The organism is Chryseobacterium sp. IT-36CA2 (assembly GCF_949767875.1).
GTDB lineage: Bacteria > Bacteroidota > Bacteroidia > Flavobacteriales > Weeksellaceae > Chryseobacterium.
The window spans coordinates 18,735-39,517 of sequence record NZ_CATKPG010000021.1 but is presented as its reverse complement, the minus strand read 5'-3'; the positions used below and the strand labels follow the sequence as shown (position 1 = coordinate 39,517).

The window sequence follows — 20,783 nt, the reverse complement described above, 5'->3', positions numbered from 1 at the left end:
CTTTTTTAATTAATAGCTTGTATGGTTTGTTATTTTATATTGCAAAGATATGTAATAAATTTAGTATCATGCAATACAAAGTACTTAAAAATATTTTAAATTAAATTTAAGTTATTGATTATCAGTATATAAAAATTACTTAAAAAATTTTGTGTACTTCATCTTTCTGTATGATAAGACAAACGACAGATGAAAAATGTTACATCACAAAATGAAATTCATGAAGATTTTATAAAAAAGAATAAAGAAAATTAGTAAAAGAGAGATGTGGTTGTTTTTTATTATTAATTTAGTAAAAACTAAAAATTAATACCATATGAGGAAATTTTACTTATTATTTTTGTTGTTAATGTTGATATTTTCATGTAAAGATGAATCTTTCTTAGAAATAGAAGACAACACATCAGACCCTACATCTAATTATAATTTTGGAAGTACTGCGCAAAAGAATTTCCAGGGTGTAGTTCTCGACACAAACGGACAGCCGGTTTCAGGAGCAACCGTTACCATTGGAGCCAGTACGGCAACAACCAATCTTAAAGGATTATTTACATTTAAAAATGCTTCAGTAAAAGAAAACTTTGCCCACATAAAAGTGACAAAGGCCGGTTACGTAAATGCCTCAAGGGTTTTAGCTCCTACCAACGGAATAAATCAGGTGAATATTATGATGATTCCTGTCGCAACTACTTCTACAATTACCTCAGGCTCTACATCTACAGTTTCACTGCCCAATGGAACTAAAGTGAAATTTGACGGAAGTTTCAAAGATGCAAACGGGAATGCTTATTCGGGAAATGTGAATGTAGCTGTCTTTCATTTAGCTCCGTCAAATCAATACCTGAACGAACTCATGCCAGGATCTTTTTTGGCAACCAATTCCGGGGGAAATGCCAGAGTGATGGAAACTTTTGGGATGCTGCATGTACAGTTAACAGGTAGTGCCGGACAAAATCTTCAGATTGCAAACGGCCATACTGCGGAAATTACAGTTCCGGTAGATGCTTCACAAATTTCCAATTCACCCAGCACAATTCCATTATGGTCTTATAACGAAGACACTGGAATGTGGAAAGAAGAAGGTTCTGCAACAAAGATTGGAAATATCTACGTAGGAACAGTAAGCCATTTTTCCTGGTGGAATTGTGATGCACAGTTTGCACAGGCAACAATGAAAGTAACTGTAAAAAATGCTGCAGGACAGGTTTTGCCTAATATTAAAGTGACATTAAAGAGAAGTTCTCAATCCTATGAAACTTACGGGATGACAGATAATGCAGGGATGGTGTCTGGAATTGTTCCTGCAGGTGAAGCCCTTAGCTTAAAAGTGTATGATGTTTGTAATAATGTAATTTATACCTCGAATGTTGGGCCATTTCCAGCTGGGATTATAACAACGATCCCGGATATTACTGTAAATCCCACTACAACTACCAGTTATACCATTCAGGGGAATTTGAAAACCTGTTCGAATACTGATGTTACTGATGGTTATGTAATCCTGAAGCCTGTAATAAGTACAAACTACTTTCAATATTTGTCAGTACCGGTAAATAGTACCGGAGGCTTTACATTTAATACCTATTCATGCAATGCAAATCCACAATTTACTTATGAAGGATTTGACAGTGCTAATTTTCAGACAACCAATGAAATTACTTTCACAGCAACATCTAATAATGTAAATTTAGGAAACATCATGGCTTGTAATTCTTTAAGTGAATTTATAAATTATAAGATTGATAATCAACCTGTTGTTTATGTGTTAGGACTAATTAATGCACAATGGACAGGTCTTACACCTACATCACCTAATATGTCACCTAAACAATTGAGAATAAATTCAATGAATGCCGCTGGGCCATTTTTTTCTATGACTCAGAATAATATGTTGGGAGTTGCTGCAAGCTTTACTTCAAATTATGGGTTTGAATTTTCAGGAGGTGCTATTACTTCAAATAATGGCAACCTCGTTGTAAATGTAACTTCTTTTGGAGCTGTAGGAGATTATATTGATTTCACAGTCAATGGAACTTACACCAATAGTTCAGGAAATCATACCTTCACGGCAACAGGACACGTAAAACGAGATCTTTAATCACTGTAAAAATAAAAAGGACCGAAAAGGTCCTTTTTTTATTGTATTATTTATTCTCTATCGAATCGGGCAAGTTTTTTATCCACCCAAATTGTTGCAAAAGGGAAAAATGCGGATAATAATGCGAAAACAAAATCTTCATCATCCCAGTTATAAATTTTTCTTGCAGGAAGGCAGAGTAAAAGGTAAAGTGTAAAAAATAATCCGTGTAAACTGCCAATAACGCTGATGAAGATAATAGAATATAAATTTTCATCATATCGAATCCAGATCATCGCAACACAATATAATAAAAGACACGAAATAGCTTCTGCGAGACAAATCTGTTTGAACCATTTGATGATTTTTTCCTGAGAATATTTTGAGAATATTTTTTCGATGAATTCCATTTCTTGAGGTATGAGGTGAGAGTTAAAAGGTAAGAGTCTTTCTCTGGCTTTTAGTTTTTAGCCTCTCATTTCTGATTGCAAAATTACTTATAAAAACTGCTACCATCCAAATATTCAAAAACTTCAGGAGGAAGCATTGGTCTTACATTTTTACCATCTTTGATCATATTTCGGATTTCAGTAGCAGAAAGCTCTATGACCGGTGCTTTTATCAAAGAAATATTGTCGTGTTGCAGATATTCAGAATCTTTTTTCTCTCCTTCAAATACTCTTGGATACACAATAATATGATGATTTTTGATCAGAATATCAGAATTTTTCCACTTATGAAGGCTCTTGAGATTATCTTCTCCCATAATCAGACTGAAAGAATATTCAGGATATTTTTCATGAAGATAAGTAAGAGTATCAATAGTGTAGCTAGGCATAGGAAGAGAAAATTCCACGTTGGAAGCTCTCATATTCGGATAATTCTTTACTGCAAGCTGTACCATATCAAGCCTGTTATGATCTTTCAGTAAAGACTTTTTATCTTTAAAAGGGTTCTGTGGGCTTACAACAAACCAAAGTTCTTCCATATCAGAATTTTCCAGGATATAATTAGCCAGAATAAGATGTCCGATATGAATAGGATTGAATGATCCGAAAAATAAACCGATTTTTTTCATTTTTTGTTAGATAATAGGTAGTAGGTACCGGGTAGCAGGTTATAGTAGTTTGAAATATCAATATTTTAATCAGAATTTATATTTGTGCAGGCTTTTATTACCTGCAACCTAAATACTACAACCTTTTTACTCCCTAAATTTTACATCCTTAATATTCAGATAATGGGTTACATTGCCTTTCCAGTGATTTTCCTCCAGTGTGAAAGCAAGATCAAAATTCTTATTTTTAAAATCTTCAACAAACTGTCCCAGTTTGAATCCGACACATTCAATATTTCGCCCTGTAGATTCCTGTTTGATATAAAACTTAAGGTGATTATTGTCTTTCCCCATAGTTTTTACATAGCCTGAAAGCTTTTGATCTGTCAGGGTAAAAATAGGTTTCATATTATGAGGCCCAAATGGAGCCAACTTTCTGTGGAAATTGATAAACTCTCTGTTGATTTCATCCACCTCAATTTCTGTATCAATGGTAATGGAAGGTTCCTTCTGATGTTCTTTAATTTTCTCAGAAACAATTCTTTCAAATTTTTCCTTGAAAGCAGCAAACTTATCTTTCTCCATCGAAAGTCCGGCTGCAGCGTGATGTCCCCCGAATTTAAGAAAATATTCAGAACACAGATCAAGAGCTTCATGTACGTCAAAATCAGAAACAGATCTTGCTGAAGCTACCATTTCTCCATTATTGCCATCGGTAAATACAAGTGTTGGCTTATAGTAGGTTTCAATAAGTCTTGAAGCAACAATACCAATAACTCCTTTGTTCCATTCAGGATGGTAAACAATGGTAGTGTGCTTGGTTTCCTGCTGAGATTCTATAATTTGATTTAATGCAGAAAGTGTGGAATTCATATCGAGCTCACGTCTTTCATCGTTGAGATCCATGATGTCATTTACAATCTGATTGGCGTGTTTCAGATTGTCAGAAACCATAAGTTCTACAGCTGCTTTACCATGAGATATTCTTCCGGCTGCATTAATTTTAGGAGCTATTTCAAAAACAATATTGGAAATTTCAAAATGAGAAAGCTTATCCTCAGGGATCAAGAGTCTTAACCCAAGATTTCTGGTTTTTCTGAGTGTTTTCAATCCCATTTTAGCCAAAACCCTGTTTTCTCCAGTCATAGAAACAATATCTGCCGCAATGGAGATAGCCAGAAGATCCGTCAGTTCAAATAATTCTGCTTCTGGTAATTTATAAATTGTATTAAGTCCCTGGCAAAGTTTAAAACCAACACCACATCCTGAAAGTTCTTTGAACGGATATCGGCAGTCATTTCTTTTAGGATCAAGTACTGCAGCAGCATTGGGGATTTCTTCACCCGGAAGGTGATGATCACAGATAATAAAATCGATGTCCAGATTACTGGCATAGCTGATCATGTCGAGTGCCTTAATTCCGCAGTCCAGAGCAATGATTAATGAAAAACCATTTTCTTTGGCAAAATCAATTCCTTCTGTAGAAATACCATATCCTTCAGAATTTCTGTCTGGAATATAGTATTCTAAATATTTTTTCTCAACAATCTTACTGAGATAAAGATACATTAAAGCAACCGCTGTGGTTCCATCCACATCATAATCACCATATACCAATATTTTTTCACCATTTTCAATTGCGGTTGCAATACGCTCTACAGCTTTTTGCATATCTGCCATTAAAAATGGATTGTGGATATCGTTAAGGTTGGGTTTAAAAAATTCTCTGGCCTTTTGGTAATTGTCAATTCCTCTCAGAACGAGAAGTTTAGATTCAAAAGTACCAAAACCAAGTGACGAACTTAGTCTGTCCACAACTTCCTCATCGGGTTCAGGCTTGTAAATCCATTTTTGACTCATTTCACAAAAATAAGGAAAAAAGTTCTAAAAGTGGCTTTAAAAATCAGCAAATTAGATTTTGGAAAAGAGTAGGGGCAGTCATTATAAAACTTATTCTTATTGTTAAAAATGATCGTAATATCTCTCTTTCTATTTCCTTCAGTGGCTATCTTTACAGGAGTAATGTATTCATTCAAATTCTACTTTTTAAGTTTTTTTATGATCATTTTGTCTAGAATAAAAATACTATTCAGAAAAGATTTTGGAGAATTTTTGACTTTATAATTGTTAAAAAAGTTATCTTCGTGCTCCAAATTTTAAATAATTATGAAAAAAATTACTTTAAGCCTTATGTTATTGGGGGCTATGTATTCGATCAATGCACAGAAAATTAATCTCGGAAAAGCAGCCGGAATGGTTTCAAATGGTGCAAAAGCCCTAACATTTACCAACGAAGATGCTGTTAAATTATCCAAAGAATCAGTTGATTGGATGGACAAAAATAATGCTGTAGCAGGCCCTAAAGATCCGTATACCGTGAGACTGAACAAATTGTTTGGAAAACACAAATCTCAGGACGGGTTGAATTTGAATTATAAAGTTTACAAAGTAAAAGACATTAATGCGTTTGCCTGTGCGGACGGAAGTGTACGTGTATTCTCTTCTCTGATGGATGTTATGACAGATAATGAATTGCTTGCAGTTATTGGACATGAAATTGGGCACGTGAAAAATCAGGATACCAAAGATGCTATGAAATCGGCTTATCTGAAAGCTGCTGCATTAGATGCGGCATCATCAGCTTCTTCTGCCGTAGCTACCCTTAATGAGAGCCAGGTTGGGAAAATGGCGAATGCATTTTTGGATGCTTCGCACAGTAAAAAACAGGAGTCGGAAGCAGATACTTATTCCTATGACTTCATGAAAGCCAATAAATATGATGTGGTAGGAGCTTATACAGCCTTCAAAAAATTAGCTTTACTTTCAGAGGGAAGTACCCAGACTAATTTTGAGAAAATGTTCAATTCTCATCCGGATAGTAATAAAAGAGCAGAATCTATCAAAAAGAGAGCAGAGAAAGATGGTTTATGGAAAGATCCGGGAACTGTTTCTTTGCCTACAGCGAAATTAACGAAATAATTATTTTATTTATTGTTTAAACGAAAATACCTCAAAGCAACGCTTTGAGGTATTTTTATATAGATTTTAATGTTGTTCAGATTATGAATACATTTTTTCTCTTAATTCTTTTACCTTTTTATCAGCAAGGTATTCGTCATAAGTCATTTCTCTGTCAATGATTCCGGTAGGAGTCAGTTCAATGATTCTGTTACAGACTGTTGAAAGCATTTCGTGGTCATGAGATGCCAGTAAAAGATTTCCTTTGAAGTTAGATAAAGAGTTGTTCAAAGTTGTGATACTTTCAAGGTCTAAGTGGTTGGTAGGTTCATCTAATAAAAGAACGTTAGCTTTCTGAAGCATCATTCTACTGAACATACATCTCATTTTTTCACCTCCGGAAAGTACTTTACAAGATTTTAAAGCTTCATCTCCTGAGAATAGCATTCTTCCTAAGAATCCTCTCATGAATTCTTCGTGACGCTCTTCGTCGTTTTTAGTGAATTGTCTTAACCAATCAACTAAACTAAGATCTTCCTGGAAGAAACTTGTATTGTCTAAAGGCATGTGAGATTGGTTTGTAGTAACTCCCCAAGCTACATTTCCTTTGTCTGCTTCAACATTCCCTGCTAGAATTTCAAAAAACTCTGTAATTGCCAAAGAGTTTTTAGAAAGGATAGCTACTTTATCACCTTTTTTAAGGTTAAGGTCGATATTTGAGAATAATAATTCTCCGTCTTTCGTTTTTTCAAGACCTTTTACATCTAAAATCTGATCTCCTACTTCTCTTTCCATTTCGAAAATAATAGCAGGGTATCTTCTTGAAGAAGGCTTGATATCGTCAATATTTAATTTGTCGATCATTTTCTTTCTTGCAGTAGCCTGTTTTGCCTTAGCAACGTTAGAGCTGAATCTTGCGATAAAGTCCTGAAGTTCTTTTTTCTTCTCTTCAGCTTTCTTGTTTGCCTGAGCTCTTTGTCTTGTTGCCAATTGAGAAGCCTGATACCAGAAAGAGTAGTTACCAGTATAAAGGTTTAGTTTAGCATAATCCAAGTCACCAATATGCGTACAAACCGTATCCAGGAAGTGACGGTCGTGAGATACAACAATTACGGTGTTTTCATAGTCTGCAAGGAAATCCTCCAACCATGAGATGGTATCAATATCAAGGTCGTTGGTAGGCTCATCCAGAATCAATACATCAGGGTTTCCGAAAAGTGCCTGAGCCAAAAGAACCTTTACTTTGTCCTTATTCTCAAGTTCACTCATCATTTGCCAGTGCATATCATCTTTTATTCCAACGTTTGAAAGCATGGTTTGTGCATCAGATTCAGCAGTCCAACCTCCCATTTCATCATAAATTACACCTAGTTCGCCGGCCTTAATTCCGTCTTCATCAGAGAAATCTTCTTTTGCGTATAACGCATCCATTTCCTCTTTTATCTCAAATAATTTCTTGTTACCTCTCAAAACCGCTTCAAGAACAGTATACTGATCAAAAGCAAAGTGATCCTGCTCCAAAACTGACATTCTTTTCCCTGGTTCCAGAGATACATGCCCTGTTGTAGGATCCTGCTTTCCTGTTAATATTTTCAGGAATGTAGACTTTCCCGCACCGTTTGCTCCGATGATCCCGTAGCAGTTTCCTTTGGTAAACATAATATTTACCTCGTCAAAAAGAATTCTTTTCCCGAATTGTAAAGATAAGTTAGATACTGTTAACATATAGTTTTGTAAATTTGGCGCAAAAATACGAAAAGAATTTGGGTATTCTGTAATAATATAATAGTCAAGTTTTTAAATGTATGGTATTTTTTATATATTTCATTAACGAAATTTTAAAATGATGAAGATTGAAAAAACAGTTAGCATATTAAACAGAAGAGCCCGTTTTGAATATGAAATTCTGGAAGAATACGAAGCCGGAATGGTTTTGACGGGTACAGAAATAAAATCTTTACGTTCTTCCAAAGCATCCATCACAGAATCCTTCTGTCAGTTTATTGATGGGGAATTATACATCATTAACATGATGATTGATGAGTATAAATTAGGAACTTTTTACAATCATAAAACAAAAAGGGAACGGAAATTGCTCTTGCACAAAAAAGAATTGCAAAAACTTGAAAAAAAGTTAAAGGATGCTGGGAACACCATAATACCTTTAAAATTATATATCACTGACCGAGGTAAAGCAAAAGTGCTGATAGCGCTGGGTAGAGGGAAAAAGCTTTTCGATAAAAGAGAGGCGATAAAAGATAGAGAAAATAAACGGAACCTGGACAGAATATTAAAGAAAAGTTAAAAATCATTTGAAAAACTTTGTATATAAAGAAAAATTATATTTATTTTGCATTATCAATTATTTAATCATTTAATTCTATGAAAAATCTAAAATTAGGAATTTCAGCATTGGCGCTTACTGTTGCCTCTACTGTTTTCGCACAGACTACCAACAATCCGTGGTTAATCGGAGTTGGTGCTCATGCAGAAAATCATGTAGCAGCACGTTCAAGCTTCGGTAATACGTTCTCTGCTAACAATTTGACAAAGAGTATGTTCAATGTGAACAATTTCTCTATTACGCCTCCATTATCTAAGCTAACAGTTGCTAGAAACGTTGGTAAAGGTTTGGTAATTGACTGGCAGACTTCTGTTGGAAATGTTGAAAACAAAAGATTCAACATGGGGAAAGAATTTTTCTTAATGACAGGTCTAGGTTTCCAGGCTCACGCTGCAGGTCTTTTATGGAACGAAGAATCTTGGTTTGATCCATATTTAAGAGTTGGTGCTAACTATTTAAGACACGACTATACAGCTCTTACTTTCCCAAGAACATCTGTTGACGCTAACGGTAATCCAATCGAAAACGTAACTAATGGTAAGGATGGTAACGAAAACGGTAAAGCTAACCACTTTACAGTAGCTACAGGTGCTGGTGCTAACTTCTGGGTAACTAAGAACTTCGGTCTTGGTGTTCAAGGAGATTATGTATCAACTCCAGGTGATAAATCTACAGTTGCTAACTTTTGGCAAGCTTCTGCTTCTATCTTATTCAGATTTGGAAACAGAGATAGAGATAAGGATGGTATCCTAGATAAAGATGACCTTTGTCCAGATACACCAGGTTTACCAGAATTCCAAGGATGTCCTGATACTGACGGTGACGGAGTTCCAGATAAAGACGATCAATGTCCAGAAGTGGCTGGTCCAGTTGAAAACAACGGATGCCCTTGGCCAGATACTGACGGTGACGGTGTAATCGACAAAGATGACGCTTGTCCTACAGTAGCAGGTCCTGCTGAAAACAACGGTTGTCCTTGGCCAGATACAGACGGTGACGGTATCTTAGATAAAGATGATGCTTGTCCTACTGTTCCAGGTCTTCCTGAATACAACGGATGTCCTAAGCCAAAAGATCCTACTTATGTTGCAGTAACTAAAGAATTGAAAGATATCTTATTCGACTTCAACAAAGCTACAATCAGACCTCAGTCTAACGAAAAATTAGACAACGCTGCTAAAATCATCAAAGATGCTCCAGCTGAGAACTTTGTAGTAGTAGGTATGACAGATGCTAAAGGTGCTGCTGCTTACAACTTGAAACTTTCTAAAGAAAGAGCTGCTTCTGTAGTAGGTGCTTTAGAAGCTAGAGGTGTAAACCCTTCAACATTGAAATCTATCGGTATCGGTTCTCAGGAAGCTACTGTTCCTGCAACTGCATCGGATGCAGATAGACAACAAGACAGAAAAGTTATTGTAAGAGCTATCTCAGGTTCTGAGTGGGAAACTTACAAGAAAAATGACTTAACTGTAGCTAAGCCAGTTAAAAAGGCTACTAAGAAAGCTACTAAAAAAGCTCCAGCTAAGAAAAAAGCTGCTGCTAAAAAGAAAAAATAATTAATTTTTCTAAATAATGAATACCTCCAATTTTATTGGAGGTATTTTTTTTTTGTTGACTTTTGAGTAATTTTGCTGGAAATTTAAAAATTAAAATGGGAAGAGCATTTGAATATAGAAAAGCTTCTAAAATGGCCAGATGGGATAAAATGGCCAAAACATTCTCCAAAATAGGAAAGGATATTGCACTAGCTGTAAAAGCTGGAGGAACAGATCCAGAAGCTAATCCTGCGTTGAGAAGATGTATCCAAAACGCGAAAGGGGCAAACATGCCTAAAGATAATGTTGAAAGAGCTATTAAGAAAGCGAGTGGTGCAGATGCAGAAAACTATGAAGAAATCACTTATGAAGGTTACGGACAAGGTGGCGTTGCATTCTTTGTAGAATGTACTACAAACAATACGACAAGAACTGTAGCGAACGTAAGAGCTGTTTTTAACAAGTTTGACGGTAATCTTGGTAAAAATGGTGAGTTAGCATTTATCTTCGATAGAAAAGGAATTTTCACCATTGATTTGGCTCAGATCAAAATGGATTGGGATGATTTCGAAATGGAAATGATTGATGGAGGTGCAGAAGATGTAGAAAAAGATGAAGAAGAAGTAATGATTACAACTGCTTTTGAAGATTTCGGTTCTTTATCTCACAAATTGGATGATCTTGGAATTGAAGCTAAAAGTGCAGAACTTCAAAGAATTCCAAACAATACAAAAGAAGTAAACGCAGAACAGTTTAAAGCTAATATGAAAATGCTTGAGCGTTTTGAAGAGGATGATGACGTTCAAAACGTTTATCACAACATGGAAATCACAGAAGAGCTGATGGACTCTTTATAAAAAATAATATAGCATTCATATACAGTTAATTTTCAATTAGTTTCTTTGTACAAAACTATGAAAAGAAACGTTGAATTAGTTGTTATATCGGATGTTCATTTGGGAACTTATGGATGTAAGGCTAAAGAATTGTTGAGATATCTCAATTCTATCCAGCCTAAAACTTTAGTTTTAAATGGCGATATTATTGATATCTGGCAGTTTAAAAAGTCTTACTTCCCTAAACCTCATTTGAAAGTAATCAGAAAGATTCTTTCATTAGCCACAAAGAACACAGATGTCTATTATATTACGGGCAATCATGATGAAATGTTCCGTAAGTTCACAGATTTTGAGCTGGGAAAACTTAAAGTCTGTAATAAAGTCTGTCTGACTATCGATCAGAAAAAAGCATGGATATTTCACGGTGATGTTTTCGATGCATCCGTCCAGCATTCCAAATGGATCGCCAAACTAGGCGGAAAAGGGTATGATCTCCTTATTATTATCAATAATGTTGTAAATTGGTTCTTGGAAAAAATGGGTAAAGAAAAATACTCGTTTTCAAAAAAGATTAAAAACAATGTGAAAAAAGCAGTCAAGTATATCGGAGATTTTGAACTTACAGCGTCTGAACTGGCCATTGACAATCAATATGATTATGTGGTGTGTGGGCATATCCATCAGCCACAGATTCGTGAGGTGGTCAATAAAAAAGGATCCTGTACTTATTTGAATTCCGGTGACTGGATTGAAAACCTGTCTGCTTTAGAATATCATGATAAGGAATGGAAGATTTTTTATTATGATGAACATAAACACTTACTGAAAGATGATGAAGTGGAAGAAATCCCGGAAATGGATAATTCTGCTCTTTTAAAAATTGTAACCAACTTTTCCTAGATGAAGATTTTGTATGCATTTCAGGGTACTGGAAACGGGCATGTTGCCAGAGCACAGGAAATTATTCCTCTTCTTAAAAAATATGCATCTGTTGATACATTGATCAGTGGGCATCAATCGCAATTAAAGGCTGATTTTGATATTGATTTCAAGTATAGAGGCATTTCTCTTCTTTATAACAAAACAGGCGGTTTATCCTACCGAAAAACGTTTACAGAAAATAAATTCATTGAAGCAGCCAAAACAATCAGAGAACTGGAACTTTCCCAATATGATTTAATCATCAATGATTATGAGCCTTTGACAGGTTGGGCCTCCAAACTGAAAAAACTTCCGATGATAGAACTCAGCCACCAGGCTTCTATGAGTTTTGCGGAAACTCCAAAACCCAAGAAAAAAGACTTTCTCGGAGAAATGATTTTAAAATACTATGTTCCCAGCGAGAGAAAAATAGGGTTTCATTTTGAAAATTATCATCCACAGATCAAGAAACCTGTAATCAGAAGAAAGATAAGAAATCTTAATCCTTACAAACAGGGATATTATCTTGTCTATCTTCCCAGTTTTGCGGATGAGAATATTATCAAGGTTCTAAGAAAAATTCCTGTGGAATGGAAAGTATTCTCAAAATACAGTAAAGTACAGGTGAAAGTAAAAAACGTAGAAGTGTTTCCTATTGATGAAAGCCAGTACCTGAAATATTTTGAAGGCTGTGAAGGTATTTTATGCAACGCCGGTTTTGAGAGCCCGGCAGAAGCATTGTTTATGGACAAAAAACTATTTGTCATTCCTATCCACAACCAATATGAGCAGGAATGCAATGCATGTGCTCTTGACAAAATGGGAATCCCCAATTCCAAGGTTTTAAATCTTCAGGAAATTATGGAATGGGTAGCTTCAGACCATCATCTTAAAGTAGATTATCCGGATGATATTGAAGATATCCTGGTAAAAGAAGTTTTAATTCTTTAAAAAAATATCGTCCACATCACTCATTCTCATCATCACAGATCTGGCATAGGAACAATGCGGGTATACTTTCCAATTGTTTTCTCTGGCGAATTTGATGGCTTCTTCTACTAAAAATTTTCCCATTCCTCTACCTTCAAATTCCGGGTGTACCAATACAAAAGAGATAATGAATTTATGATCTTCCGGGAAAATAGTATACGTAAGTCTTCCTACTTCTTCTGTTTCATTATTTAAAGTAAGAACACCGCCGTTTCCGGATTTATTGTTTTCAAATTTCATGATTCAGGACTTTAATGATAAATATACAAAAATTGCACCGAGCTTTGCATAAGCAATAAGCAATAAGCAATAAGCAATAAGCAATAAGCAATAAGCAATAAGCAATAAGCAATAATGGATGTGCTTAGTTGTTAATTTTCAACGTTTTTAAATTGACCATTCACTTGCGAAACAAAATTGACGATGACTCTCCTAATTGTCTTTTCCCGTGTAGTAGTTGTAATCTTTAATAATTACATTGATGAACTGTCTTTCCGTCATTTTAGTAGCATCTATTTCCAGTTTCAGAATGCTTTTGATTTTATTAGCTAGTTTATTGATGATCTGGCGGTCATCTACTTTTAGAGCTTTGGTATAATTATCTTTGATGATCCTCATATCATTATCACTCAAAGCAATCACCTGAGGGAAAGAAGGAACATAGTTTTCATGAATATTTTCCAGAATTGTATGAGAGATATTAATGTTGTTTTTCAGAGAAATTACAGCCGTTCCGGAAGCAATATCGCCAAGACGTTGGTTATTTTTAGAAACAATCATAGAAATAAGTCCTATCACACCGGCAAAAGAAACATCTACAATTCTGAAAACCCATCGGATCATATAATCTGCGAAACTGGCTTGGTAACCATCAATTTTTACCACTTTTATTTTCATCAGTTTTTTACCGGGAGTCTGTCCTTCCATCAGGCTTTCTAAAACAAGAGGATAAATATAGATGGGAAAGGTAAGAATAAGATATACTGCTCTTATGGACCAGTCGTCAAGACCATTTAAGATGTATCCCAAATCAAAAATATTGAAGAATAAATACAGGACAATCACCACATAAGCAATCCTGATCAGAAGATCAATAATGAAGGCAAGCATCCTTTCTCCTACGCCTGCAATATTAAAGTTAATATTTACATTTTGTGAGGTATTTATCGCAATTTGAGACATATTTTTTATTATTTTAGCCTTAATAATTATGAGAGAAGTTTATTTCATTAAACAAAATAAAGAAAAATGGTTGGGAATCGAACAGGTTATTCAAGGGAAAATTAAAAAAAATCCTGATGACCTGTCTTCATTGTATATAAACCTGATCAACGATCTTTCTTTTGCCCAGACTTATTATCCCAAAAGTAACACTACCGTTTATCTGAATCATTTATCTGCCCAGATTTTTCAGAAGATCTATAAAACAAAAAGGGTAGAGGAGAACAGGCTGGTTTATTTTTTCAAAACAGAAGTTCCATTGCTGATGTATCATTACAGGAGATATCTGATGTATGCATTTCTCTTTTTCATTTTATTTACTTCAATAGGAGTGCTTTCTGCAATCTATGATAAAGACTTTGTGAACATTATTCTGGGTGAAGGGTATGTGAATGAAACCGTTGAAAATATCAAAAATAATAATGCTGTAGGAGTTTATCAGAGTGGAAGCACGTGGGGGAGCACGATCGGAATTATTTTTAATAATATTCAGGTTGGAGCAAAATTATATATTTACGGAATTGCCGGAGGGGTGGGAACTTTGTTTGCGCTACTTTCCAATAGTGTAATGCTGGGAGCTTTTCAGTATTTTTTCTATGATTACGGAGCATTGAAAGACAGTGCAAGAGGAATTTGGCTTCACGGAGTTTTTGAAATTTTTGCCATGGTGGTGGAAGCCATGTGCGGATTGATTCTGGGAGCTTCTATTTTATTCCCGAGAACTTTTTCAAGGTTCAATTCTTTTAAAAAAGGATTTAAAGATTCATTTAAAATATTTTTAAGTACGGTTCCTTTCACTATTTGTGCAGGGATTATAGAAGGTTACGTTACAAGACATGCTTTGAAAATGCCTTTGTTTCTGAACCTGATCATCATTTTGGGCTCATTGGCCATCATAGGATTCTACTATTTTGTATATCCGTCAGTTGTCTACAAAAAAACTAATAAACACATCCATGATACAATTTTATAAAAAAAGAGATTTTGGAACTTTCATCAGTGACAGTTTCAATTTTTTCAAATTATACGGAAAGAATTATTTCAAAAACTATATTCTGATCAACGGTTTGCTTTTGATCTTAATGGTTACTGTGGTGATTTTCGGGTATAAAGAACTCTTTTCACAGATATTCGGATCTAATCTTGGAGGCGAAACGTATTATTTTGAACAATATTTTTCAGAAAATTCCGGAATGCTGATTACTGTGGGATTATTGACATTCCTGCTTTTCATGATTCTGATGATTGTCAATTACCTGTATCCTGTTTTTTATTTAAAAAGAATAGCGCAGGGAGCAGAAAAGATAAAGGCGGATGAAATTCTAAATGACTTTAAAAACAATGCCGGAAGAATCGGTAAGCTGTGTCTTGGGATGATCTTCATTGTTACCCCGGCAATTTTATTTGTGGTAGGATTTTCTTATATCCTGATTTTTATTATTATCGGATTGTTTTTGATTCTGCTTCTTTACCCGACGATATTTAATTTTACTACCTTTCTGATGTATGATTATTTTAATTCAGACAGAGGTTTCTGGGGAAGCTTGAGCTATGCTTTACGTTCTCAGTTTTCTTACCCGAATGGAAGTGAAAAATCACCATACTGGAAATATTGGGGATCTGCATTTGTGATGTTTATTATTATTTATATGATAACATCCATATTCACATTTATCCCGATGATGTTTTTTTACGGATCACTTCTTACTTCTACACCAGACGGAAATTTTGAGCAAAATCCTTTTACCGGAACTGCGGGAATCCTGTTTTTTGTATTGTATGGAATTTCGATGCTGCTTTCATTTTTTCTTTCAAACCTGATGTATGTGAATGCAGGACTGATGTATTACGACAGCAGAACAGATCTTCATCAGAAAGTAGAACTGGCAGAAATAGATACGATTGGAATCAATGAATAAAATTATTTTTTTCATACTGCTTTTTTTCTCTCTTGGGCTGGTTCATGCTCAGGATGACAATACTGATTCCGATGATCTGGTAGATTCATTGTATAACACCGGGCATTACAGAAATATGCTGCGTGCAGATTCTGTACTGATGAAAAATCCGGTCTCGGAAAATGAGGTTTATCCTAAAACATTCAAAGAAAACATTCCGTCCAGATATAAAGGAAATGAATTTGATTATTCTGTATCAAAACCGAGAGAATCTTTCTTTCAGAAGCTGATGCGAAAACTGGATCAGATAATACAGAGCATTTTTGGTGAAACTACGCTCAGTAAGTCGGGAGAATTTGCCACTGTCCTTATTCGTCTGTTTGCGATTCTTCTTGTAGGATTTCTACTTTATTTCATCATTAAATACATCATGGGAAAAGATGGTAATTTTATTTTTGGTAAAAAGAATAAAAAGCTGGATCTCAATGTACAGGAACTTCATGAGAATATCCATGAAATCAATTTTCCGGAAAGTATTGCGAAATTTGAACATGCTGGAGATTACCGTTCAGCAGTTCGTTACCAATTCCTGTTTGTTCTGAAAAAACTGAGTGACAAAAAACTGATCAACTGGAATCCGGAAAAAACAAATAAAGACTATGCTGCAGAGCTCAAAGCTCCTCATCTTAAAAATGACTTCTCTAATTTGTCCTATATCTTTGATTATGTCTGGTACGGAGAATTCAATATTGAAGAAGAAAGCTACCAGAAATTTAAAAACCAGTATCAGGCATTTAAACCATAACCATAGTAACCATGAATAAAACTTTCAAAACATATGCTGTAATTTTCATCATCGTGATGATTATTTTGGCGTTGCTTGAAGTTAACAAAAAAGAAACGACAGACTGGCGGAGGAATTTTGATCTCAATGAGAAGTCTCCGTTCGGGTTGTTTGTTTTTAATAATGAAGCTAAAGATCTTTTTAAAAATAAGCTGAAGAAAATTGAACAGGCACCTTACGAATATTACGGTCAGCATAAAAAGACCGCACACAATATTGTAGTTATTGAAAATGATATTGACAGAGAATCCTGGAATAAAATTCTGACTCAGGTATCTGAAGGTTCAGATGCAATGCTGATGGTAACCCGTATGCCTAAAGAAGTCTCAGACAGTATTGGATATTATGATTCTGAAATCTCTTTTGAAGAAGAAAATGTCCTGAAACTTACGGATAAAAAATTTCAGAATGATTTTATAAAACTGGATAAATTTCCATCTGGCAGAGGATTTTCATTTATCAAACCTAAAGTAGAAGTACTTGGAAAAACAGTAGAGAGAAAGAATACAGATCAGACGAACTTTATTAAAGTGAAATTTGGGAAAGGGCATATTTATGCTCACACCGAACCTCTTTTTCTAACCAATTATTATCTTCTAAAACCGGGAAATGTAAAGTACGCTCAGGATGTGTTTTCATATTTGCAGGATAGGGAAACGCTTTGGTTTGTATCCAACAAAAGTTCTGCATCCCGTTTCTTTATGAGATTCGTATTGTCGAATCCGGCTTTAAAATATGCCTGGTGGGTATTTTTGGGTGGATTTATCCTTTTCATTTTCTTTAATGCAAAAAGAAAACAGAGAATAGTACCTGTAGAAGAGCCCTTACGAAATACTTCCCTGGATTTTGTGAAAAGCATTGGAAATCTGTATCTTCAGGAAGGTGATTTTCATGATATGATGGCAAAAAAAGCCCAGTATTTTCTGAACAAAGTGAGAATGGATTTGTTGATAGACACTCAGAATTTAGACGAAGAATTTGCAAAAAAATTACAACTGAAAACTGGAAAACCAGTGGAAATGATCGGTGAAGCAATATTGCTTATTAAAAAAGCTCAGGACCCTTACGCCAGTGTAATGAAGGAAGACCTTACAAGGATCAATAAGCTCCTTGATGAAATACTTAAATAATATAACAATGTGAAACTCGATCCATGATAATGATGTAGTCTCAATGAAAGAATATAATGATTACATTGTGAGATCGTAAATTAAATTTTACTATGGAAAATTTTGACAACCCCAATATAGAAAACGAAAGCTCTATCAATCTTAATAAACAGGAAGAACAGTTTCAGTCGAGAATCGATATGATTGAACTTCGTGCAAGCTTAGAGAAAGTAAAATCTGAGATCGGAAAAGTAATTGTAGGGCAGGAGAAGATGATTGAACACCTTTTGGCCGCACTACTTTCAAACGGGCATGTTCTTATTGAAGGGGTACCGGGAGTAGCAAAAACAATTACAGCAAAATTATTAGCCAAAACGATTGACGTAGGTTTCAGCAGAATCCAGTTTACACCGGATCTGATGCCTTCAGATATTCTGGGAACATCCATCTTCAATGTGAAAAATTCAGAATTTGAATTTAAAAAAGGACCTATTTTCTCCAATTTCATCCTGATTGATGAGATCAACAGATCGCCGGCAAAAACACAGTCTGCATTATTTGAAGTAATGGAAGAAAGACAGATCACAATGGACGGGACACGTTATGTTTTGGAAGAACCTTTCTTGGTTATTGCTACACAAAACCCAATTGAACATGAAGGCACATACCGACTTCCGGAAGCTCAGCTGGACCGTTTTCTATTCAAAATTAATGTAGGATATCCTAATCTTGAACAGGAAATTGCGATCATTAAAAATCAGCACGAGAGTAAAAAAGAAGATAAAACAGAAGGTGTAAACAGGGTTATCACAGCCGGACAGTTGAAAAACTACCAGCAGCTGGTAAAAGAAATCATTGTGGAAGCCCAACTGATGGAATATATTGCTAAAATTATCATCAATACCAGAGAAAATCAATTCTTATATCTGGGAGCTTCTCCAAGAGCTTCACTGGCGCTTCTTACAGCGTCAAAAGCATTTGCAGCATTAAGAGGAAGAGATTTTGTAACTCCTGAAGATATTAAAGAAGCAAGTTATGCTGTTTTAAGGCACAGAGTAATCGTATCTCCGGAACGAGAAATGGAAGGTCTTACCGCAGATGAAATTATCCGTCAGATTTTAGAAGGAATAGAAATACCGAGATAGGCTAATAGGTAGTAGATGATAGGTAGAAGGTAGCAGTTAATGGACAGTTCTAAGTTAATCTAATGCAAAATATTATATATGGCAAATTTTAAAGAGCTTTTAGTTTGGCAGAAGTCTATTGATTTTGTTACTGAAATGTATAGGATTACCGAAACTTTTCCTAAAGCCGAAATCTACGGATTAATATCACAAATCAGAAGAGCTGCTGTTTCTATCCCTTCTAACATTGCTGAGGGAAACTCGAGACGAAGCAAGCCTGATTATCTACAATTTTTAAAAATAGCAAGAGGCAGTTGTGCAGAAGTAGAAACACAATTAATCATTTCAAAAAATCTCGGTTTTTTAGTGAGGGTGATTATTTAAAACTAAATCAGGAAATTATAGAAATATCCAAAATGTTGAACGGACTTATTAATTCTCTACAATAATAATGATTGTAAAAAAGCTAATAAACGACCACCTAAAACCCAACATCTGCAACCTGCCACCTAACCAATGAAAAACTTATACATCAATACACGTTTCTTTTTTACACTCATCGGAGTGGGGATTCTGTATGTCCTGGCATTTTTCTTTCCGGTGCTGATGTGGGCAGCCCATATCGTACTCCTGATTTGTTTTCTTGCAGCAATGGTAGATTTTCTGTTGCTTTTTAATCAGAAGAATGCATTACAGGTTCAAAGGATTCTGCCGGAAAAACTCTCCAATGGAGATGAGAATTTTGTAAAAATTGATATTAAAAATAATTACAGCTTTACCATAGACACTAAGATTATTGATGAAATTCCGTTCCAGTTTCAGAAAAGAGATTTTTTGATCGAAAAGAAGATTGCTTCAGGAGCGAACACCTTTTTTCAATACACATTAGAGCCTAAAGAAAGAGGAGAATATCATTTTGGAGGTTTGAATGTCTATGCATCATCACCAATAGGATTAATCTCAAAAAGATTTATTTTCCAGAAAGATGCTATGTTGCCTGCTTATCCGTCTTTTATTCACCTCAGAAAATATGAGCTGATGGCCATTCAGAGTGAATTTTTATTAGGTGGAATCAAGAGAGTAAGAAAGCTTGGACACACCATGGAATTTGAGCAGATCAAAGAATATGTACCTGGAGATGATATCAGAACAATCAACTGGAAAGCGACTTCCAAGACCAACCGTTTGATGGTAAACCAGTTTCAGGATGAAAAATCACAGCGTATTTTTATGCTGATTGATAAAGGAAGAACTATGAAAATGCCTTTTAACGGATTAAGCTTGCTGGATTATTCCATTAATGCAACGATGGCATTGTCTCATATTATTTTAAGAAAAGGAGACAGAGCCGGAATGATGACATTTTCTAAAAAAGCTGAAAATAAAATTGCTGCTGATAACAAATCAGGACAGCTGAAGAAAATTTCTGAGGCACTTTATAATATTAAAACAGATTTCTTTGAAAGTGATTTCAACCGTTTGTATCAGGATGTAAAATATTCCCTCAATCAAAGAAGCTTAATTCTGCTTTTTACCAACTTTGAAACACTGGATGGATTGAACCGGCAGCTGAAATATCTTCGTGGAATTGCCAAAAACCATTTGCTGGTAGTGGTATTCTTCAAAAATTCGGAACTGCAGACGCTCATCAACAAAAATCCTGAAAACATGCAGGAGATTTATGATGAGGTCATTGCTGAAAAATTCGAATTTGAAAAGAAACTGATCATCCAGGAACTTCGCAAATATGGAATTTATACAGTATATACGCTTCCGGAAAATTTGAATATTGATGTTATCAATAAATATTTGGAGATAAAAGCAAGAGGAATTTTATAACTTTGTAGAAGCAATAAGCAATAAATA

20 protein-coding genes are annotated in these 20,783 nt (G+C 35.0%); 14 read left to right on the top strand and 6 right to left on the bottom strand.

From position 1 onward, the window contains the following. Window positions 1-316: 316 nt before the first annotated feature. Window positions 317-2,098 carry a carboxypeptidase-like regulatory domain-containing protein gene (locus tag ACM6F9_RS11645; protein WP_414845893.1) on the top strand — a complete coding sequence of 594 codons (1,782 nt, stop codon included), beginning with the start codon at window positions 317-319 and terminating at the stop codon, window positions 2,096-2,098. A 50-nt stretch (window positions 2,099-2,148) separates the two neighbouring features. Here ACM6F9_RS11645 and ACM6F9_RS11640 read toward each other — a convergent pair whose 3' ends face one another. From ACM6F9_RS11640 to recJ, 3 genes are all read right to left on the bottom strand, one after another. Then, window positions 2,149-2,487 (bottom strand): DUF3817 domain-containing protein, encoded by a 339-nt coding sequence (locus ACM6F9_RS11640; protein WP_414845892.1) that lies wholly within the window; start codon window positions 2,485-2,487, stop codon window positions 2,149-2,151. An 83-nt stretch (window positions 2,488-2,570) separates the two neighbouring features. Continuing rightward, window positions 2,571-3,155 carry a nicotinate (nicotinamide) nucleotide adenylyltransferase gene (gene nadD / locus ACM6F9_RS11635; protein ID WP_414845891.1) on the bottom strand — a complete coding sequence of 195 codons (585 nt, stop codon included), beginning with the start codon at window positions 3,153-3,155 and terminating at the stop codon, window positions 2,571-2,573. A 126-nt stretch (window positions 3,156-3,281) separates the two neighbouring features. Then, window positions 3,282-4,994, bottom strand: coding sequence for a single-stranded-DNA-specific exonuclease RecJ (recJ, locus tag ACM6F9_RS11630; RefSeq protein ID WP_414845890.1), 1,713 nt, complete (start codon window positions 4,992-4,994; stop codon window positions 3,282-3,284). A 306-nt stretch (window positions 4,995-5,300) separates the two neighbouring features. On the opposite strand from recJ, the gene ACM6F9_RS11625 reads away from it, so the two are divergent. Next, window positions 5,301-6,113: a M48 family metalloprotease gene (locus ACM6F9_RS11625; RefSeq protein WP_414845889.1), complete on the top strand. Its 813-nt coding sequence runs from the start codon at window positions 5,301-5,303 to the stop codon at window positions 6,111-6,113. An 81-nt stretch (window positions 6,114-6,194) separates the two neighbouring features. On the opposite strand, the gene ACM6F9_RS11620 is transcribed toward ACM6F9_RS11625, so the two are convergent. Continuing rightward, the gene (locus ACM6F9_RS11620; RefSeq protein WP_414845888.1) at window positions 6,195-7,817 is read right to left on the bottom strand and encodes an ABC-F family ATP-binding cassette domain-containing protein; all 1,623 of its coding nucleotides are present in this window, start codon (window positions 7,815-7,817) and stop codon (window positions 6,195-6,197) included. A 121-nt stretch (window positions 7,818-7,938) separates the two neighbouring features. Between ACM6F9_RS11620 and smpB the strand changes: the two genes are divergently transcribed. The 5 genes from smpB (at window position 7,939) to ACM6F9_RS11595 (ending at window position 12,682) form a co-directional block, all read left to right on the top strand. Continuing rightward, window positions 7,939-8,397: an SsrA-binding protein SmpB gene (smpB, locus tag ACM6F9_RS11615; protein ID WP_045501613.1), complete on the top strand. Its 459-nt coding sequence runs from the start codon at window positions 7,939-7,941 to the stop codon at window positions 8,395-8,397. A gap of 77 nt (window positions 8,398-8,474) precedes the next feature. Beyond that, a complete protein-coding gene (locus tag ACM6F9_RS11610; RefSeq protein ID WP_414845887.1) occupies window positions 8,475-9,992 on the top strand; it encodes an OmpA family protein in 1,518 nt (505 codons plus the stop codon). Window positions 9,993-10,087: 95 nt separating this feature from the next. Beyond that, window positions 10,088-10,828, top strand: a complete 741-nt coding sequence (locus ACM6F9_RS11605) for a YebC/PmpR family DNA-binding transcriptional regulator (protein WP_047422445.1) — start codon at window positions 10,088-10,090, stop codon at window positions 10,826-10,828. Between the two features lie 57 nt (window positions 10,829-10,885). Continuing rightward, a complete protein-coding gene (locus ACM6F9_RS11600; protein ID WP_414845886.1) occupies window positions 10,886-11,710 on the top strand; it encodes a UDP-2,3-diacylglucosamine diphosphatase in 825 nt (274 codons plus the stop codon). After that, window positions 11,711-12,682, top strand: coding sequence for a glycosyltransferase family protein (locus tag ACM6F9_RS11595; RefSeq protein ID WP_414845885.1), 972 nt, complete (start codon window positions 11,711-11,713; stop codon window positions 12,680-12,682). Here the strand turns inward: ACM6F9_RS11595 and ACM6F9_RS11590 are convergent. Both ACM6F9_RS11590 and ACM6F9_RS11585 read right to left on the bottom strand, forming a co-directional pair. Continuing rightward, window positions 12,671-12,961 (bottom strand): GNAT family N-acetyltransferase, encoded by a 291-nt coding sequence (locus ACM6F9_RS11590; protein WP_414845884.1) that lies wholly within the window; start codon window positions 12,959-12,961, stop codon window positions 12,671-12,673. The genes ACM6F9_RS11595 and ACM6F9_RS11590 overlap by 12 nt on opposite strands. 192 nt (window positions 12,962-13,153) lie before the next feature. After that, window positions 13,154-13,903 carry an RDD family protein gene (locus ACM6F9_RS11585; RefSeq protein WP_414845883.1) on the bottom strand — a complete coding sequence of 250 codons (750 nt, stop codon included), beginning with the start codon at window positions 13,901-13,903 and terminating at the stop codon, window positions 13,154-13,156. A 28-nt stretch (window positions 13,904-13,931) separates the two neighbouring features. Here ACM6F9_RS11585 and ACM6F9_RS11580 point away from each other — a divergent pair, with 28 nt between their 5' ends. The 7 genes from ACM6F9_RS11580 (at window position 13,932) to ACM6F9_RS11550 (ending at window position 20,756) form a co-directional block, all read left to right on the top strand. Continuing rightward, entirely contained in the window at window positions 13,932-14,915 is a 984-nt protein-coding gene (locus tag ACM6F9_RS11580) for a stage II sporulation protein M (protein ID WP_414845882.1), read from the top strand. After that, complete coding sequence (locus ACM6F9_RS11575) at window positions 14,899-15,861, top strand: DUF4013 domain-containing protein (protein WP_414845881.1); 963 nt, start codon at window positions 14,899-14,901, stop codon at window positions 15,859-15,861. The genes ACM6F9_RS11580 and ACM6F9_RS11575 overlap by 17 nt, the downstream gene beginning before the upstream one ends. Continuing rightward, window positions 15,854-16,645, top strand: a complete 792-nt coding sequence (locus ACM6F9_RS11570; protein WP_414845880.1) for a DUF4129 domain-containing protein — start codon at window positions 15,854-15,856, stop codon at window positions 16,643-16,645. The genes ACM6F9_RS11575 and ACM6F9_RS11570 overlap by 8 nt, the downstream gene beginning before the upstream one ends. A gap of 11 nt (window positions 16,646-16,656) precedes the next feature. Next, window positions 16,657-17,814: a hypothetical protein gene (locus tag ACM6F9_RS11565; RefSeq protein ID WP_414845879.1), complete on the top strand. Its 1,158-nt coding sequence runs from the start codon at window positions 16,657-16,659 to the stop codon at window positions 17,812-17,814. Window positions 17,815-17,906: 92 nt separating this feature from the next. Then, a complete protein-coding gene (locus ACM6F9_RS11560; RefSeq protein WP_414845878.1) occupies window positions 17,907-18,938 on the top strand; it encodes an AAA family ATPase in 1,032 nt (343 codons plus the stop codon). A 78-nt stretch (window positions 18,939-19,016) separates the two neighbouring features. Further along, entirely contained in the window at window positions 19,017-19,301 is a 285-nt protein-coding gene (locus ACM6F9_RS11555; RefSeq protein ID WP_414845877.1) for a four helix bundle protein, read from the top strand. Window positions 19,302-19,433: 132 nt separating this feature from the next. Beyond that, window positions 19,434-20,756 carry a DUF58 domain-containing protein gene (locus tag ACM6F9_RS11550; RefSeq protein ID WP_414845876.1) on the top strand — a complete coding sequence of 441 codons (1,323 nt, stop codon included), beginning with the start codon at window positions 19,434-19,436 and terminating at the stop codon, window positions 20,754-20,756. Window positions 20,757-20,783: the final 27 nt, after the last annotated feature.

What these genes read in the sequence shown, in the direction of transcription:
- ACM6F9_RS11595 (WP_414845885.1), top strand. Translation starts at nt 11,711, where the DNA reads ATGAAGATTTTGTATGCATTTCAGGGTACTGGAAACGGGCATGTTGCC.
- nadD (WP_414845891.1), bottom strand. Translation starts at nt 3,155, where the DNA reads ATGAAAAAAATCGGTTTATTTTTCGGATCATTCAATCCTATTCATATC.
- ACM6F9_RS11620 (WP_414845888.1), bottom strand. Translation starts at nt 7,817, where the DNA reads ATGTTAACAGTATCTAACTTATCTTTACAATTCGGGAAAAGAATTCTT.
- ACM6F9_RS11625 (WP_414845889.1), top strand. Translation starts at nt 5,301, where the DNA reads ATGAAAAAAATTACTTTAAGCCTTATGTTATTGGGGGCTATGTATTCG.
- ACM6F9_RS11560 (WP_414845878.1), top strand. Translation starts at nt 17,907, where the DNA reads ATGGAAAATTTTGACAACCCCAATATAGAAAACGAAAGCTCTATCAAT.
- ACM6F9_RS11575 (WP_414845881.1), top strand. Translation starts at nt 14,899, where the DNA reads ATGATACAATTTTATAAAAAAAGAGATTTTGGAACTTTCATCAGTGAC.
- ACM6F9_RS11580 (WP_414845882.1), top strand. Translation starts at nt 13,932, where the DNA reads ATGAGAGAAGTTTATTTCATTAAACAAAATAAAGAAAAATGGTTGGGA.
- ACM6F9_RS11605 (WP_047422445.1), top strand. Translation starts at nt 10,088, where the DNA reads ATGGGAAGAGCATTTGAATATAGAAAAGCTTCTAAAATGGCCAGATGG.
- ACM6F9_RS11590 (WP_414845884.1), bottom strand. Translation starts at nt 12,961, where the DNA reads ATGAAATTTGAAAACAATAAATCCGGAAACGGCGGTGTTCTTACTTTA.
- smpB (WP_045501613.1), top strand. Translation starts at nt 7,939, where the DNA reads ATGAAGATTGAAAAAACAGTTAGCATATTAAACAGAAGAGCCCGTTTT.
- ACM6F9_RS11610 (WP_414845887.1), top strand. Translation starts at nt 8,475, where the DNA reads ATGAAAAATCTAAAATTAGGAATTTCAGCATTGGCGCTTACTGTTGCC.
- ACM6F9_RS11645 (WP_414845893.1), top strand. Translation starts at nt 317, where the DNA reads ATGAGGAAATTTTACTTATTATTTTTGTTGTTAATGTTGATATTTTCA.
- ACM6F9_RS11570 (WP_414845880.1), top strand. Translation starts at nt 15,854, where the DNA reads ATGAATAAAATTATTTTTTTCATACTGCTTTTTTTCTCTCTTGGGCTG.
- ACM6F9_RS11555 (WP_414845877.1), top strand. Translation starts at nt 19,017, where the DNA reads ATGGCAAATTTTAAAGAGCTTTTAGTTTGGCAGAAGTCTATTGATTTT.
- recJ (WP_414845890.1), bottom strand. Translation starts at nt 4,994, where the DNA reads ATGAGTCAAAAATGGATTTACAAGCCTGAACCCGATGAGGAAGTTGTG.
- ACM6F9_RS11640 (WP_414845892.1), bottom strand. Translation starts at nt 2,487, where the DNA reads ATGGAATTCATCGAAAAAATATTCTCAAAATATTCTCAGGAAAAAATC.
- ACM6F9_RS11565 (WP_414845879.1), top strand. Translation starts at nt 16,657, where the DNA reads ATGAATAAAACTTTCAAAACATATGCTGTAATTTTCATCATCGTGATG.
- ACM6F9_RS11585 (WP_414845883.1), bottom strand. Translation starts at nt 13,903, where the DNA reads ATGTCTCAAATTGCGATAAATACCTCACAAAATGTAAATATTAACTTT.
- ACM6F9_RS11600 (WP_414845886.1), top strand. Translation starts at nt 10,886, where the DNA reads ATGAAAAGAAACGTTGAATTAGTTGTTATATCGGATGTTCATTTGGGA.
- ACM6F9_RS11550 (WP_414845876.1), top strand. Translation starts at nt 19,434, where the DNA reads ATGAAAAACTTATACATCAATACACGTTTCTTTTTTACACTCATCGGA.